Annotated in this window: 14 protein-coding genes; 3 read left to right on the top strand and 11 right to left on the bottom strand. The window is 72.6% G+C overall.

Annotated elements, in window-relative coordinates:
* Positions 1-63: 63 nt before the first annotated feature.
* From ACWC9R_RS04455 to ACWC9R_RS04445, 3 genes are all read right to left on the bottom strand, one after another.
* The gene (locus ACWC9R_RS04455) at positions 64-1,152 is read right to left on the bottom strand and encodes an NADH-quinone oxidoreductase subunit B family protein (RefSeq protein WP_450728892.1); all 1,089 of its coding nucleotides are present in this window, start codon (positions 1,150-1,152) and stop codon (positions 64-66) included.
* 264 nt (positions 1,153-1,416) lie between these two features.
* Entirely contained in the window at positions 1,417-2,151 is a 735-nt protein-coding gene (locus tag ACWC9R_RS04450; RefSeq protein WP_450728891.1) for a DUF4232 domain-containing protein, read from the bottom strand.
* A gap of 470 nt (positions 2,152-2,621) precedes the next feature.
* On the bottom strand, positions 2,622-3,881 hold the full coding sequence (locus tag ACWC9R_RS04445; protein ID WP_450728890.1) for an MFS transporter: 1,260 nt from the start codon (positions 3,879-3,881) through the stop codon (positions 2,622-2,624).
* 99 nt (positions 3,882-3,980) lie between these two features.
* Here ACWC9R_RS04445 and ACWC9R_RS04440 point away from each other — a divergent pair, with 99 nt between their 5' ends.
* On the top strand, positions 3,981-5,066 hold the full coding sequence (locus ACWC9R_RS04440) for a DUF5937 family protein (RefSeq protein ID WP_450728889.1): 1,086 nt from the start codon (positions 3,981-3,983) through the stop codon (positions 5,064-5,066).
* Between the two features lie 160 nt (positions 5,067-5,226).
* On the opposite strand, the gene ACWC9R_RS04435 is transcribed toward ACWC9R_RS04440, so the two are convergent.
* A complete protein-coding gene (locus ACWC9R_RS04435; protein ID WP_450728888.1) occupies positions 5,227-7,662 on the bottom strand; it encodes an MFS transporter in 2,436 nt (811 codons plus the stop codon).
* Between the two features lie 683 nt (positions 7,663-8,345).
* Positions 8,346-9,032, bottom strand: coding sequence for a ScbR family autoregulator-binding transcription factor (locus ACWC9R_RS04430; RefSeq protein ID WP_450728887.1), 687 nt, complete (start codon positions 9,030-9,032; stop codon positions 8,346-8,348).
* 172 nt (positions 9,033-9,204) lie between these two features.
* On the opposite strand from ACWC9R_RS04430, the gene ACWC9R_RS04425 reads away from it, so the two are divergent.
* A complete protein-coding gene (locus ACWC9R_RS04425; protein ID WP_450728886.1) occupies positions 9,205-10,188 on the top strand; it encodes a ScbA/BarX family gamma-butyrolactone biosynthesis protein in 984 nt (327 codons plus the stop codon).
* 203 nt (positions 10,189-10,391) lie between these two features.
* Positions 10,392-11,156, top strand: a complete 765-nt coding sequence (locus tag ACWC9R_RS04420; RefSeq protein ID WP_450728885.1) for an SDR family oxidoreductase — start codon at positions 10,392-10,394, stop codon at positions 11,154-11,156.
* A gap of 248 nt (positions 11,157-11,404) precedes the next feature.
* Here ACWC9R_RS04420 and ACWC9R_RS04415 read toward each other — a convergent pair whose 3' ends face one another.
* The 6 genes from ACWC9R_RS04415 to ACWC9R_RS04390 form a co-directional block, all read right to left on the bottom strand.
* The gene (locus ACWC9R_RS04415; protein WP_450728884.1) at positions 11,405-11,572 is read right to left on the bottom strand and encodes a hypothetical protein; all 168 of its coding nucleotides are present in this window, start codon (positions 11,570-11,572) and stop codon (positions 11,405-11,407) included.
* Positions 11,573-11,582: 10 nt separating this feature from the next.
* Positions 11,583-12,095: a methylated-DNA--[protein]-cysteine S-methyltransferase gene (locus ACWC9R_RS04410; RefSeq protein ID WP_450728883.1), complete on the bottom strand. Its 513-nt coding sequence runs from the start codon at positions 12,093-12,095 to the stop codon at positions 11,583-11,585.
* Positions 12,092-13,612, bottom strand: coding sequence for an AlkA N-terminal domain-containing protein (locus tag ACWC9R_RS04405; RefSeq protein WP_450728882.1), 1,521 nt, complete (start codon positions 13,610-13,612; stop codon positions 12,092-12,094). The genes ACWC9R_RS04410 and ACWC9R_RS04405 overlap by 4 nt, the downstream gene beginning before the upstream one ends.
* Before the next feature lie 234 nt (positions 13,613-13,846).
* Positions 13,847-14,041: a hypothetical protein gene (locus ACWC9R_RS04400; protein WP_450728881.1), complete on the bottom strand. Its 195-nt coding sequence runs from the start codon at positions 14,039-14,041 to the stop codon at positions 13,847-13,849.
* 128 nt (positions 14,042-14,169) lie between these two features.
* Positions 14,170-14,397 (bottom strand): hypothetical protein, encoded by a 228-nt coding sequence (locus ACWC9R_RS04395; RefSeq protein ID WP_362609246.1) that lies wholly within the window; start codon positions 14,395-14,397, stop codon positions 14,170-14,172.
* A gap of 255 nt (positions 14,398-14,652) precedes the next feature.
* Positions 14,653-14,915, bottom strand: a 263-nt coding sequence (locus ACWC9R_RS04390) for an NAD-binding protein (RefSeq protein WP_450728880.1), incomplete at its 5' end; no start/stop codon positions are given.

Here is a 14,915-nt window from a genome sequence, read left to right as displayed (position 1 = left end):
TTGCGCGCGGAGGTGGGGTCGGACGGAGGGTCCGGGTGCCGGACGGCTACGGGCGGGGTGCGCTCACCACGGTTTCCGGTAGCCGGTGGTCAGTTGGTCGCCGCGGTGGCGCCACTTGGGCTCGTGGTCGACGGTCCTGGCCGTGATGCCGCGCAGACGGCGGACGACGCTGCCGTACGCGGCGCTGGCGCTGCTGGAGATCTTGCCGCCGGGCGGCTCGTCCATGAACGGCATGAACTTGTCGGGGAAGCCGGGCATGGTGCAGGCGATACAGATACCGCCGACGTTCGGGCAGCCGCCGATGCCGTCCATCCAGCCCCGCTTGGGCACGTTGCATTTGACCACGGGACCCCAGCATCCGAGCTTCACCAGACACTTGGGCGAGTCGTACGTGGTGGCGAACTGGCCCTGCTCGTAGTAGCCGGCCCGGTCACAGCCCTCGTGCACGGTCTCCCCGAAGAGCCAGGTGGGCCGCAGCTGGTCGTCCAGCGGGATCATCGGAGCCGCGCCCGTCGCCTGGTAGAGCAGATAGGTCAGGGTCTCGGCGAAGTTGTCCGGCTGGATCGGGCAGCCCGGCACACAGACGATCGGAATCCCGGCTTTGGAGGTCCAGTCCCAGCCCAGGTAGTCGGGCACGCCCATGGCTCCGGTCGGGTTGCCCGACATCGCGTGGATGCCGCCGTACGTGGCACAGGTGCCGATCGCCACGACAGCGAGCGCCTTGGGGGCGAGCCGGTCGATCCACTCGCTGGTGGTGATCGGCTGGCCGGTCTCCGGGTCGTCGCCGAAGCCGCACCAGTAGCCCTCCGGCTTGATGGACTCGTTGGGAATGGACCCCTCGACGACCAGCACGAACGGGTCGATCTCGCCGCGCTCGCCCTTGAAGAACCACTCGATGAAGGTGTCCGCGCCACCGACCGGGCCGCACTCGAAATCGATCAGCGGCCAGTGGACGGCGATCTTGGGCAACCCCGGCAGCACACTGAGCGCGATCTCCTCAATGCTCGGCTGCGTCGCGGCGGTGAGCGACACGGAGTCGCCATCGCAGCTCAGGCCGGCGTTGATCCAGAGAATGTGGATCGGGGACTCGTCCTCGGCGGACGGCTTTCCGTTCGCAGCGGCCTTGTCGGCCACGCTCGAAGCTGCAGACATGGGATGTCTCCCTAGGCAGATATGCAACGAAAGCGCTCATTCAAGGCTTCCATCCACCTTGGTAACACCGATCCGGAGACACGGGGCGGTCACCAGGGGCCGTTGCGGTGACATACCACCCGAGCGTCCGAGCGGGCCGGTGGCAGTTCCCCGGGCCGCCACCGTCCACCCGCCCCGGCATGCCGCACGCCCCCGGCGCACGATGCGCCGGGGGCGTGCGGGCGTGGCGGGGCCGTCCTCGTCGTGGCTCCGCGGGCCGGGCCGTCAGCCCAGGGCACCGGCCTCCACCGCGGTCACGTCGAACCGTCCGCCGCACACCCGCAGTCCGCGGCTGCCGGTGGTCATCGGCTCCTTGGAGCCGGGCGGGTAGACGAAGACGATCTGCGACTTGGCCCAGCACGGTGTGTCCGAGACGCCCTCGTTGAGGGTGTGCAGCAGGGTGTGCGCACTCTGCCCCGGCTGGAGCCGGACGACTCCGCCGGCGCCGCCCGAGCGGGTGGCGGGCTTGCCCACGGTCGAGCCGTCCCGGTTGATCAGCGAGACGCCCGGGAAGCCACGCAGCGAACAGGGCTTCTTGCCCTTGTTCGTGAAGACGAGGGGGTAGCGGATGTTGCCCGCACCGGCGTCGGGGGCGCCCAGGCGCAGCGAGAGATTGGCGGCGGTGCAGCGGTCCGAGGCCGTCGTCTGAGACGTGTTGGCCTCCGCGGCGCTCGGCGCCTTGCCGGTCGGCTTGCCACCGGGAGTGGCGGCCTGCGCCGACGGCTGCTTCTTCCCGCCCGTGGACTGCTCCTTCGCGCCGGACGGCTGCACGCTGCCGTGGGACGAAGCGGAGCCGCCGCTCTCCGTGTCGTGGGAGGTGCCGCGTTCGGCGGCCGACGAGGGGCGGGATGCGGCGTCGGGGCCGCCCTCGCAGGCGGTGAGTGCGAGCGCCGCGACAGCGATCAGCGAACCGGCGGCGACACGACGACCGCGGCTGAGCGTCTTGATGATGAGCGACATAAGTGTCCCCCTCGTCTAGTAGGTGCGAGCTCTCGTAGCGGGGTGCGGTCCGTCCGTCGTTCCAGCGTGGCCCTGGGCACTGCCGGTCCGCTAACGAGGCACTAACACACCACTAACGAGCTTGCGGGCCCGGCACGCCGATAACCCCGGAAACCGGTGTGACCAGCCGGATTTTGGGGCGCGTCGTTCAGACTCGCAGAAAATTCCCGATTTGCGGATTCGGCACCGCCATGTTCGGCCGTTCCGCCGACCGAGATCACCGGCCGCAGGGGGCCCCGCGGGTCTCACTGGCCCCGGTGGCGCCGGCCGCAACCGGCCTGCCGGGCCCCTGAAGCGCCGCCACGTGGTGAGCCAGGGGCGTAGCCCTGTTCCCCTGCCGGTCACGGTGGGAGCAGCGTCAGGGCTGACGGGAGCCGTCCTCCGGGCCATGCGGCTCCCGGAAGCAGGTCCGTCGCCGCTTCACCCCGTCGTCAGGGGCGGGTGCCGAGTTCACGTGCCCGCTCGCGCCCGGCGGAAGCGGGCGCTGGGCCGTCTTCCTGGTCCTTCTCGGTGGCCACGGCGGCGGCCGAGAGGAGCGTCGCGGCGGCGAGGCTGCCCCAGAGGGCGGTCGGGCCGTGGGGGGCGAGTGCGGTGATGGCCGCCGGGGAGACGGCGAGGCCGAAGCCGGTGGAGGTTTCGAAGCGGGCAAGGGCGCGCCCCAGGACAGCGGCCGGGGCGAGGGCGGTGACAAGCGCGGTGGCACTGCCGGCATAGAGGATCTCGCCGAGGGTGCAGACCACGGACACCGCGGCGACGGCCGGGGCGCCCCAGCCGTGTCCCGGTGAAGTGGCCGTGAGGAAGCCCAGGTAGGACGCGGCGAGTACCACGCCGGCGAGGGCCAGCACGGCCCGCCGGGAGAAGCGGGACATCAGGACGGTGACCGGAACCTGCAGGGTGACCACCAGCACCGTGTTGGCCACGAAGATGGCCGCCGACCACACCGGGGAGGCGTGCAGCTGTGTCACCAGGACCAGAGGGAGCGCGATTTCGGGGACGTTGAGGCAGAAGACATAGACCACGTTGGCGGCCAGCAGCGCACGCATCCGCGGTGCGGGCCCGTCGGCCCTGTCCGCGGCCGGGGTGGCGGCCGTATCCGCGCGGAGGTGGACCGACCAGGCCAGGGCCGCCGCGGCGAGGTAGGCGAGCCCGGTGACGGCCGCCAGTGCCTGCAAGGCGGTGGTGCCGCCCGCCAGGCACCCGGTGGCGAGGAGCGCGCCCACGCCCAGGCCGGCGTTGCGCAGGGCGCGGCCTCCCGCGAGCGCGGCGTCGCGTTCCCTGCCGTGGGCGACCGTGGCCACGAGAGCCGCATGGGCGGCCGGCCACGCCTGGTTGCCGACGCCGAGGAAGAGCGCCGCCGTCGCGAACGGCCAGACCTGCCCCTCCGGGGTGGCCGGCAGCAGCGCCACGCCCAGCGCCCGTACCAGCATCGACGCCGCCACGACCGTGCTGCGGGCGCCCCGGTCCAGCCAGCGGCCCACCGCGGGCATGCACACCAGACCCACGACGATGCCGACCGTCATCGCGATGCCGGTGGCCGGCGCGGACAGCTTCAGCACCGTCACTCCGTAGAGCAGCAGAAAGGGCCGCAGCAGGCCGGTGCCGAGCGCGTCCACGGCGAGGGCGACGGCGTAGCGGGGGCCTCCGGAGGCCCGGACGAGGGCGCGGGGCCGGATCTTGGGGGTGGTTGCCATGGCGTCAACGGTGCGTTCGGCCGCCGGACCGGCCTCGCCGGTTGACGGACACCGTCAACCGGTGACGCCGCCGGTCCACCGGTCGGTGATGCTGAGGGGATGACGTTGAGGATCGACATCAGCGGCCTGCCGGCCGAGCGACTGCGGTTCGCCGCCTCCCCGCTGGCCGAGCTGACCGCGATGCTGCATGTGCTGGCCGAACCCGGGCATCATCCGCAGTTCGCCGGCTGGGCCGGGGAGGTCTGGGCCGGGCTGCGGCCGGAGCCGGCCGAGCGGTTGCGGGAGGCGGAGTTCCTCTGGCGTTCCTCACAGGCCGACTTCCTGCTCCCCGCCCGGCCCCGGCCGACCCTCGCCGAGGAGTTGGACGACGTGGACCGGATCGACGACGAGACGTATGTGACCGCCGCACTCGTCACCACATGCGGCGGCAACCGGGCCCACCTCGGCACGCCGTCGCCGCTCACCGACCCGGACGCGCGCGAGCGGGCCCTGGACCTGGCCCAGGCCCGTGGCGCGCGGCAGGAGGCCTTCGCGGAACGACTGCTCGCGGACCCGGCCGCGGTGCGGACGCGGGTGCGCCACACCCTGGAACTGTGCGCCGAGGCCTTCTTCGACGCCGCCTGGGCGGACGTCGCCGTGCAGCTCGCCACCGACCTGCGCCTGAAGAACGACCTGCTGAGGCGCCAGGGCATCGGGGCGGCGCTCACCTCGGTCTCCGGCGCGGTCGCCCTGGCGCCGGACGGCGACTGCATCATCGTGGACAAGCTGCAGGACAAGGCGACCGCCGCCCACGACACCGGGGTCACCTTCATCCCCAGCGTCTTCGGCAGCCCGCACCTGGTGGTGGTCCACGCACCCGGCTGGCAGCCGGTGGTCCAGTACCCGGTGACCGAACCGAGCCCCTCGGAACCGGTGTCGCTGGAAACGGTCACCCTGCGGCTGGAGGCACTGGCACATCCGGTACGGCTGCGCCTGCTGCGCACCCTGGCCCGCGGCCCGCACACCACCGGCGAACTGGCCCACGCCTGGGAACTCTCCTCCCCGGAGGTCTCCCGCCACCTCGCGGCACTGCGCCGCGCGGGCCTCCTCACGGCCCGGCGGCACGGTCGTTACGTCCGGCACACCCTCAACCTGCCCGGCCTGACGACACTGGGAACGGACCTGCTGGCGGCCGTCCTGCGCTGAGGGGCCTGGGCGCGCCTGCTCATCCGTCAGCATGGCAAGCGGCGCCCCGGACCTCCACACACTCAGTGAGTAGCTCGGCGGGTAGCTCAGTCAGACAGACAGTCAGCGATCGCCACGACTGCCGGAGGTCCGGCGCGTAGAAGCGCAGGCCTACGCGCACTCAGGTGCGCGAGGCACTCAAGTGCCGTTCTGTGTCCGGCTGTTCCTCTGCCACCAACTCCAGATCGAGGGTTTCGCTGGCGCCGGCGGTGACGGATATGGGGACGGCGTGGGGCGGGTAGCCGGTCGCCGTGAGGGTGTAGTGAGGGCCGCTGCTCAGGTCGGTGATGGTCAGGCCGGTGAAGGTGAAGGCGCCGTCCGGGCCGGTGACGGTGTGAGCGGCGACCGTGCCGTCCTCGACGAGGGTCACGGCGGCGTCGGCGAGCGGGCGGCCGTCCGGGCCCCGTACCGTGCCGCGGACGCTGGCCGTCGGCCGCAGGCGGGCGTCCTGGCGTTCCGGTGCGCCGCCGGAGAGTTCCAGGGCACGGGCCTGCGGCTGGTGACCGGCGGCGCCGAGGATCAGGGTGTAGTGGCCGGGCGGCAGTTGGGGAACGTCCCAGCTTCCGTCGGCGCCGGAGGCCGTACGGGCCACGACCGCTCCCTCGGCATCGGTGAGGACGATGCTTCCGTCGGCCAGCGGGGTGCCTTCGGTGCCGCCGAGCAGGGTGCCGCCCAGGCGGCCGGTGCCGGTGAGCGTCAGGTCGACCCGGGTCGACGCGCCCGCGCCGCGGCAGGTGGCGGAGGCCGCGTGCGGGGTGCGGCCGGGCGCGGCACCCGTGAGGACGTAGGTGCCGGGGGCAGGGGCGTCGAGGGCGTAATGGCCGTCGGTGTCGGTCGTGGTGATGCCGGCCTGGCGGCCCTGCCGGTCGATCAGGGTGATGCTCGCGCCGGGGACCGGGCTGCCGGAGGTGTCCGCCACCCGGCCCCGGAAACCGGCGGCCGCGAGCGGCGCGGCCGGGGCAGCGGGTGTGGCCGGTGTGGCGGTGGCCGGAGCGGCGGGCAGTGCCGAGGGGTGCGCCTCGCCCCGCCCGCCACTGGCGTCGGCGGTGTCCGCCGCTTCGTCGGTGCTCTGGGCGACCAGGGTCGGGCGGGGCTCCTTCCGCTGGGGCGGCAGGAAGGAGGCCAGGGCGACGCCGATGAGGACCGCGGCCGTGGCGATGAGGAAGGAGACCCGGAAGCCGGCCATCGTGGGCACCGTGACCGGTCCCACGTTCTTCGACATATGGGCCAGCACCATGCCGATCACCGCGCTGGACACCGAGGTGCCGATGGAGCGCATCAGGGTGTTCAGGCCGTTGGCCGCGCCGGTCTCCGAGGCGTCGACGGCACCGATGATCAGTGCGGGCAGCGAGGAGTACGCCAGGCCGATGCCGGCGCCGACGACCACCGCGATGATGACGGTCTGCCAGGCGGCGTTCATCAGGCCGATGCCCGCGCCGTAGCCGACCGCGATGACCAGCATGCCGAGCAGCAGGGAGACCTTGGGGCCGCGCCGGGCGGCGATCCGCGCGTACAGCGGGGCGACGCACATCATCGTCAGGCCCAGCGGCGCCATGCACAGCCCGGCCACCACCATCGGCTGGCCCAGGCCGTAGCCGGTCGACGTGGGCAGCTGGAGCAGCTGCGGCATCACCAGCGAGATCGCGTAGAACGCCACACCGACGGTGATCGACACGAGGTTGGTCAGCAGCACCTCACGGCGCGCGGTGGTCCGCAGGTCGACCAGCGGATCGGCGAGACGCAGCTCCAGCACGCCCCACAGCACCAGGATCAGGGCCGCGACACCGAAGAGCACGAGGGTGGTCGGCGAACCCCAGCCCCAGTCGCTGCCCTTGGTGATCGGCAGCAGCAGGGCCACCAGCCCGGCCGACAGCCCGAGGGCGCCCACGACGTCGAAGCGGCCCTCGGCCCGTACCGCGGTCTCCGGTACGACGAGGAGGGTGAGCAGCATCGACAGCACACCGAGCCCGGCGGCGCCGAAGAACAGGGTGTGCCAGTCGGCGTGTTGGGCCACGAGGGCGGCGGCCGGCAGTGCGAGCCCGCCGCCGACGCCGATCGACGAGCTCATCAGGCCCATCGCCGAACCGAGCCGCTCACGCGGCAACTCGTCGCGCATGATGCCGATGCCGAGGGGTATCGCGCCCATGGCGAAGCCCTGCAGCGCCCGGCCCACGATCATGACGACCAGGTCACTGGTGAAGCCGCAGACCAGCGAGCCGGCCACCATGACCGCCAGGCTGCTCAGCAGCATCCGCCGCTTGCCGTAGAGATCGCCGAGGCGCCCCATGATGGGGGTCGAGACGGCTCCGGCGAGGAGGGTGGCCGTCATGACCCACGTGGCGTTGCTGGGCGCCGTGTCGAGCAGCACCGGCAGGTCCTTGATGACCGGGACGAGCAGGGTCTGCATCACCGCGACGACGATGCCGGCGAAGGCGAGGACCGGAACGAGGCCGCCGGAGGTTCTGCGCCGCCCGCCCCTGTCCGGGTCGGGCACCGGCGGCACGGCTGCGGCGCCCGCCGTCCTTCCGGGGTGCTGGTCCGTCGTCGTCCGGTTCATACGCGGGGCCTCCAGGGCGGCAGAGGTGGGTGGTTGCCGTCAGCGGCTGACGGAGCGGGGTGAGGAGAGGGGCGGGGCGGGCGAACGCAGCCCGGTGCGTGAGCGTCGTCGGCACACGCGGGACGGCACAGCACGAGGGCGGCGGAGGGATCGTCGGAAGAGCGGTCGAAGTGTGGTGTCGTCTGCGGGCATCGGCACGATCAGGCCCCTGACGAGTGGGGCGTTCTCCGTGCACGACTGATACGTGCATGACGAACGCTTCTACCCCGGCGTTCTATTCCGTCGTACGGCCCGGCGTCTGGCCGCAGCGTCCGTGATCTGCCTCACTCCGCCCCGGCGTTCACTCTCCCCCAGCCCGTACACCGGACCTCCCCCGTTCGTCCCGGACGCGGACTCTCCGAGCCCGCCGAGTCCAGTGAACAGCACACCACTGACATCCACCCGAGCCCGATGTGCCGTGCGCCCCCCGGTCACCCTTCGCGCCTCTCGCGCGCACCGCCGCCGGCTCCACACCGAGAGGCGCCGCGGCTCGTCCGCGACGCCTCTGACCTGCACGACTCGCACACAAGGTGCACACACTTCGACATTCAACACCGCACGCGCGGTATGTTTTCAGCGATCGGAATATGCCGAAATGTCCCCTGCCATTCGCGACCGGCATCTGCCCGTCGGACGGGACACGTTCAGCCCGCGGCCACTCCGGCGTCGGCGCCGGCCGCGGCCTGCGCCACCGCCTTCGCCTGGAGGGCGGCGTTGAGTTGCGCACCCCGCTCGGAGCCCAGGTCGAGCTTGGCGAGGATCGCCGGCACGGCGACGCTCGGGAGGGTGTGCTCGAAGAAGACGGTGAGCCGGCGGCTGAGGTCGGCCCGGTTGGTCAGGGCCTGCGACATCATCTGCAGCCCCGCGAAGGCACCGACGAACAACTCGGCGGTCTCCTGCACGACGACGCTCTCCAGGATTTCGCCGCGGCTCCGGGCGTCGTTCAGCAGGCTCTCGACGAACCGGGTCCACGACAGCATCGACTGCTTGCGGTCGAGGTGGTTGGAGCCCTGCTCGACCGCCAGTCGTGCCGCGCCCCGCTGGATCGGGTCACTGCGCAGCCGGAAGGCCAGGACCTGGCCCGAGTCGACGAATTCCTGCAGCTTGATCGTCTGCGGCTCCACGGCGATATCGACCACCTGCTCCTCGATCACCGCGAGCGCCAACTGCTCCTTGGAGGCGAAGTGGAAGTACAAGGCGCCCTTCGTCACGCCGGCACGCTCGAGGACTTCGGCGATCGTCGCGCGGTCGTAGCCCTGCTCGTCGAAAACCGACGCGGCCGCCTCCAAGATCACTCGCCGGGTCCGAATCGCGCGGTCCTGTTGTGCCACAGGACGCCTCCTGTCTCTCATGTCTCTTCGTCCGCAACAGTTAGCTACAGCTCAAGTCGTCGCTCGATCAGCTACTTTCCCCTTTTCGACGGCCCGGCATTGAAAATAAAACCGGATGGTACGTATCTTATCAGCGATGTACCTCAACCCGTAGCGACGCCTGGGGGCAGTCATGAGCGAGACGATGCAGGTCAGCACTGTTCAGCCCAGGTCTCCACACCCGCTGCCGGCCCCCGCCGGGGAACGGGCGACCGGACCGCGGGGCCCCCACGGCGTCCGGGTCACCCGGGAGTTCGTACACCGTCCTCTCGCCGACGACATGCTGGTCACCTCTTGGCGCCGGCTCGATGACACGCGCTTCTCGCTGACCGCCCGGTGGCCGCACGATCACGGGTACTTCACCCCCAATCGCGGGCGACACCATCTCATCCTCACGGGTGAGACCATCCGCCAGGCCGGTTTGTTGCTCTGCCACGCCGAACTCGGTGTCCCGCTCGGCCACCACTTCATCCTCGGCGACCTCGTGTACACCACCCACCCCGAGCATCTCGCGGTGGGAAGCGGGCCCACGCCCCTGACCATCGACGTCATCTGCAGCCGGACGCGTATGCGGGCGGGCACGCTGACCAGTGGCCGCTTCGACATGACCATCCGTAAGGCGGGCCGGATCGTCGCGACCGGCCACTCCGACGTCACGGTCACCTCACCCGCCGTCTACCGCCGGCTCCGCGGCGACCGACTGAGTGCGCGGCACACTCCCGGTCCCCTTCCCGCCCCCGTTCCGCCCCGGCTGACCGGCAGCGTCAGGGACCGCGACGTCCTGCTCTCCCCCACCGGCCGGCCCGACCGCTGGCTGTTGCGCGTCGCGCCCGGCCACCCCGCGGTGGTGAACCCGGCGAACGATCACATCCCCGGCATGGTGCTGCTCGACGCCGCCCAGCAGGCCGCCCGCACCCTCACCTCGCCCGGCGCCTTCGTCCCGTACGCCTTCGGCACCGTATTCCACCGGTACGCCGAGCACGGCGCCCCCTGTGTGCTCGAAGCCCGCCGTGTCCCGTCGGCGCTGCCCTGCACCACCACGGTGCAGGTGACCGGCTTACAGGACGGCGACCCGGTCTTCGTCTCCACCCTGACGGCCCTGGACCCACGGGACTGACGACCCCGCTTCTCCCCACACCGTTCGCCGTCTGCCGACGCACTCCGCGGAGCCACCGCGCCCCTTCCCGAGCGACCACCCGCCCGTGTGCGGGCGGCTGTTGCGACACGGGCAGCCGGCCCGGTGCGGCCGCGTCACCACCACACCATTCGACAGTCCTCGGGGCGGTATGCCCGCACAGGCACGTGAAAGGCCAGGCCATCATGGGTGAACTCAAGGGAAAGACCGCGCTGGTGACAGGCTCCAGCCGGGGTATCGGCCGGAGCATCGCGCAGCGCCTCGCCGCCGACGGCGCACTGGTCGCCGTCCACTACGGCAGTAATGACATCGCGGCCAAGGAAACGGCCGAGAGCATCCTCGAAGCGGGTGGCCGGGCCTTCATAATCGGTGCGGAACTGGGGGTTCCCGGTGATACCGAGGCGCTCTACGCGGCGTTCGACGAGGGACTGTCGGCGTACGGCGCCGAGCCCGGTCTCGACATCCTTGTCAACAACGCGGCGATCAGCATCCCGGGGCACATCGACGACGTGACGCCCGAGGACTTCGACCGCACCCTCGCGGTCAACACCAAGGCCGTGTTCTTCGTCGCCCAGCACGGTCTGCGCCGGATGCGGGACGGCGGACGCATCATCAACGTCTCGTCGGCGGTGACGAGTACGGCGTACCCCTCCACCATCGCCTACGGCGTCTCCAAGGGCGCGGTGGAGGCCTTCACCCTCACCCTGGCGAAGGATCTCGGTGCGCGGGGCATCACGGTGAACAGCATCGCCCCCGGCTTCATCGAGACCGATATGAACGCGGCGATGCGGGCGACGCCGGAGGCGCACGCCGCGCTGGCCGCCCTCTCCGTCTTCCACCGCATCGGCAAGCCCCAGGATGTCGCCGACGTCGCCGCCTTCCTCGCCTCGGACGCGTCCCGATGGATCACCGGCCAACGGTTCGACGTCACCGGTGGTTCCATGCTCTGACGCCGCCGGGCACTCCTGGGGCCGCCCCGGGCCACGGGCGGCTTCAGGCGTCGTGGAAGACCAGGCCCAGGGAGTGCCGCCGGCCGGAGCGGGCAGCGGGTCGGCGAAGTAGCGGTACCAGCCCGAGCCGAAGCGGTGCCGGGCCATGTCGACGGTCGAGCGGAAGCGGGCCCGGCCGTCGGCAGCGGTGGGTTCGTCGTAGAGCGCGCTGAGGGCCCGGCAGTCGGCCGGGCCGAGCAGACGGGGGGTCAGGGCCGGCTCAGGGTGTCGAGTTCCACGGCCGGCGCCGGCCAGTCGGCGGCCGCGACGCGCCGGGCGAGCGTGCCGGGGCGGGAGCGGCGCCCGGTGGGCGTGGTGGTGGTGATGGAACGCTCCAGTGGCGTGGGTCGGGGCGGCGCGCGGGGGTCGCGGGCCACGCGGGGCAGCTCAGCGGGCCTCCGGCAGGGCGCCCTCGATACCGAGCAGCTGCCGCTTGCGCTCCGGCCCGCCCGCGTACCCCGACAGGGAGCCGTCCGCGGCGATCACACGGTGACAGGGCCGCACGATGAGCAGCGGGTTCGCGCCGATCGCCGTGCCGATGGCGCGCACCGCGCCCCGTGCCGCACCGATCTCGGCGGCGATCTTCCCGTACGTGGTGGTCGTGCCGTACGGGATGGCCTCCAGCGCCTGCCACACACGCCGCTGGAAATCCGTGCCCCGGGCCGGGGCGCAGGCGAGGGCGAAGCGGGTCAGCCGCCCGTCGAAGTAGGCGCGGAGCTGGTCGGCGACGGCGGTGAAGGCGGCGGGGGCGTACGTCCAGTCGTCCCGGACGGTGGCGCCGCCCTTCTGCCCGGGTACGGAGAGCGAGGCGAGCGCGGTGCCGCCCGGCGCGGTGGCCGATTCCTCGCCCACCAGCAGGAGTTCGCCCAGCGGGCTGTCGAGGGTGGTGTAGAGCGTCATGGTCCGGTGCTTTCCGTGGTGGTGGGGCGGGGGCTCGCCGGCTCCGCGGCCGGCACGTTCCAGAGGTGGTGCATGGCGTACGAGCGCCAGGGGCGCCAGGCGTCCGCGCGCTCCTTCAGGCCGGCCGTCGGAACTCCGGCACGGCGTAGGCCGGCCAGTACGGCCACGTCGCCGGTCAGCAGGACGTCGGGGTCGCCGAGGGCGCGCATCCGGATGTACCCGGCGGTCCACGGGCCGATGCCGCGCAGTCCGAGCAGTGCGTGTGCGGCCTCGTCCCGGTCGGCTCCGGCGTCCAGGACGACCGTGCCGTCGGCGAGTGCGGCGCTCAGGGTGCGCAGGGTCGCCCGCCGGGACGCGGGCATCCCGAGTTCCGTGAGGTCGGCCAGCGCCAGGCCGTCGGCGCGGGGGAAGAGGTGGGTGAGAGCACCGGACGGCTCCGGGAGCGGTTCTCCGTGGGCGGCGACCAGGGCGCCGCCGAGGGTGCGGCCGGCCGCGACCGAGACCTGCTGGCCGAGCACGGCACGGATGGCGAGTTCGTCCGGGTCCGGGGCCCCCGGGGAGCGCAGTCCGGGGTGCCGGTCCACCAGGCGCGCCAGGTCGGCGTCCGCGCCGAGCCGTTCGGCGACCGCGTACGGATCGGCGTCCAGGTCGAAGAGGCGGCGCACCCGCTGGCTCGCGGTGGTGAGGTCCCGCAGTTCGGTCAGGCGCAGCCGGCAGTCCAGCCAGCCGTCGCCGGCCGCCTCGTCGACCTCGGCGATCCCGGTGCCGTGCGGCAGTCGCAGGGTGCGCCGGTAGGTGCGCGCGCCGGGCGTGCCGGTGACCTCCTCGACGCCGGTGACCGCGCGCCGCTGGAGGTGGTCGAAGAGCTGCCGCGCCGCGTACGGCCCGCGGAAGGCCAGCCGCAGCGGCAGCACCCCGGGGGTCCCGGGCGGCGCCACCGCGCCGAAGCGGCTCCCCCTGCCGGGGCGGGCGGCGCGCAGCCCACTCGGGGTGAGGGCGTAGATCTCCCTGATGGTGTCGTTGAACTGCCGCACGCTGGCGAAGCCGGCCGCGAAGGCGATCTCGGACGCGGGCAGCCCGGTGGTCTGCAGCAGGACCCGGGCGGTGTGGGCACGCTGGGCCCGCGCCAGGGCCACCGGCCCGGCGCCCAGCTCGGCGGTCAGCTGGCGCTGGACCTGCCGGGTGCTGTAGCCGAGCCGGGCCGCCAGCCCGGAGACGCCCTCCCGGTCGACGACCCCCTCACTGATCAGCCGCATCGCCCGCCCGACGACGTCCGCTCGGGCGTCCCACTCCGCCGAGCCGGGCACCGCGTCGGGGCGGCAGCGCCGGCAGGCACGGAACCCGGAGCCCTGGGCGGCCGCGGAGGTCGGGAAGAAGGCGACGTTCCGGCGGCGGGGTGTGGTGGCGGGGCAGCTCGGCCGGCAGTAGATCCCGGTCGTGGACACCGCGAAGAAGAACGCGCCGTCGAACCTGGCGTCCCGGCTGCGCACCGCCTCGTACCTGCTGTCCTCGGTCATCACAGGTCCACTGTGCAGCAGGCCGGGCGCCGGCGCTGGCGGAAATCGGACGCGGCGCTCGGGGGTCAGGGAAGAGGTGCGCGGGTCTCACGGGGCGGCCCGGCTCGGTCCTACGGGCCGCCGGGAACGCCTTCCCTGCCCCGCCAGGGGCTCAACTCCCGTGCCCACACGCCGTGTTGAGGCATTCCGGCCGCCCCGGAATCCCTACGCCGCACATCCCTGCGGGCATGTCCCCTACGACGCCACAATCGTCAGGATCACCATGATCGCGAGCAGCGCGAACGTCTCCCAGCGCATCGCCCGCCGCAGGACACCCCGCCCCCCAGAGGACGCCGGCCTGTGCCCCGACAGCGAGGGCCCGCTGTCGTCACTGTGCAGCCCGCTGTGCCCGGTGTGTCCACTGTGCCCGTGGTCCCCGCCGTCGCTCACGCCGTACTCCCGCTCCCCTGCCCTCACTTCACCGGCGACGGCCTTCCGCGCGCCGAGCCTGAGCATATCCCCTGCTCACGGGCGCCGAGAGACGGCCAGGGCCTGTCGGGCGGCTCACGGCGGGCGCGTCAGGCGGGGGGCATCGGCCAGTCGTCCAGCGAGCCGCCGCGCCATTCGACGAGGCGGGGGTCGTCCAGCACGATGTTCCCGGCCGGGCCGGTGACGCCCGCGCGGCGCAGGAACTCGGCGACGTCGCCGCGGCCGTGGGCCAGCCCGACGATCTGCCCACGCACGGTCACCCGGCGGCCACCGGAGGGCGTCGGCGGGTGCACGATGACAGGGGGGTGCTCGGACATGCCTCCAGCGTGCGCCGGGCTCCGCGCTCGCGCATTTCGGCAGCCGCCGTGAGCGTCAACCCGTCCGCGACCGGCGAACGAGGGCCCGCACGGCCACGAGGAAGCCCCGGCCGGGCGGGGGGACGCCGGCCGGGGCGGCTCGGGAAGGGTGGCTCACCACCCACACCCATTTGAACGATGAACAACGGAGGGGCGTTCCCTCCGTGGGCGTGAGGGCGGTCACGCCTCCCACGTCACACTCCCCCGCCCGTCCGTTCAGCTGTGAGTGGTGTGTCCGGAGAGGCGTTCGACGCCGCGCAGGAGGGCGGAGTGGTCGAGGCCGCCGTCGCCTTGGTTGCGCAGGGCGGCGACGAGTTGGGCGACGACGTTGCCGACGGGGAGGGCGGCGCCGACGGTGCGGGCGGCGTCGGTGACGATGCCCATGTCCTTGTGGTGGAGGTCGATGCGGAAGCCGGGGGTGAAGTCGCGGGTGGTGAAGTTGGTCTTCTTGCGGGCCAGGACGGTGGAGCCGGCCAGTC

The organism is Streptomyces sp. NPDC001219 (assembly GCF_053597915.1).
Note: the sequence above shows the minus strand (reverse complement) of the source record. Positions and strands in the feature narration are given on the sequence as shown.

Bases quoted from the DNA above. Each gene is read 5' to 3' on its own strand.
- ACWC9R_RS04410 (WP_450728883.1), bottom strand. From the start codon at position 12,095: ATGACGCTCTACACCACCCTCGACAGCCCGCTGGGCGAACTCCTGCTG.
- ACWC9R_RS04405 (WP_450728882.1), bottom strand. From the start codon at position 13,612: ATGACCGAGGACAGCAGGTACGAGGCGGTGCGCAGCCGGGACGCCAGG.
- ACWC9R_RS04420 (WP_450728885.1), top strand. From the start codon at position 10,392: ATGGGTGAACTCAAGGGAAAGACCGCGCTGGTGACAGGCTCCAGCCGG.
- ACWC9R_RS04395 (WP_362609246.1), bottom strand. From the start codon at position 14,397: ATGTCCGAGCACCCCCCTGTCATCGTGCACCCGCCGACGCCCTCCGGT.
- ACWC9R_RS04425 (WP_450728886.1), top strand. From the start codon at position 9,205: ATGAGCGAGACGATGCAGGTCAGCACTGTTCAGCCCAGGTCTCCACAC.
- ACWC9R_RS04455 (WP_450728892.1), bottom strand. From the start codon at position 1,152: ATGTCTGCAGCTTCGAGCGTGGCCGACAAGGCCGCTGCGAACGGAAAG.
- ACWC9R_RS04440 (WP_450728889.1), top strand. From the start codon at position 3,981: ATGACGTTGAGGATCGACATCAGCGGCCTGCCGGCCGAGCGACTGCGG.
- ACWC9R_RS04445 (WP_450728890.1), bottom strand. From the start codon at position 3,881: ATGGCAACCACCCCCAAGATCCGGCCCCGCGCCCTCGTCCGGGCCTCC.
- ACWC9R_RS04435 (WP_450728888.1), bottom strand. From the start codon at position 7,662: ATGAACCGGACGACGACGGACCAGCACCCCGGAAGGACGGCGGGCGCC.
- ACWC9R_RS04450 (WP_450728891.1), bottom strand. From the start codon at position 2,151: ATGTCGCTCATCATCAAGACGCTCAGCCGCGGTCGTCGTGTCGCCGCC.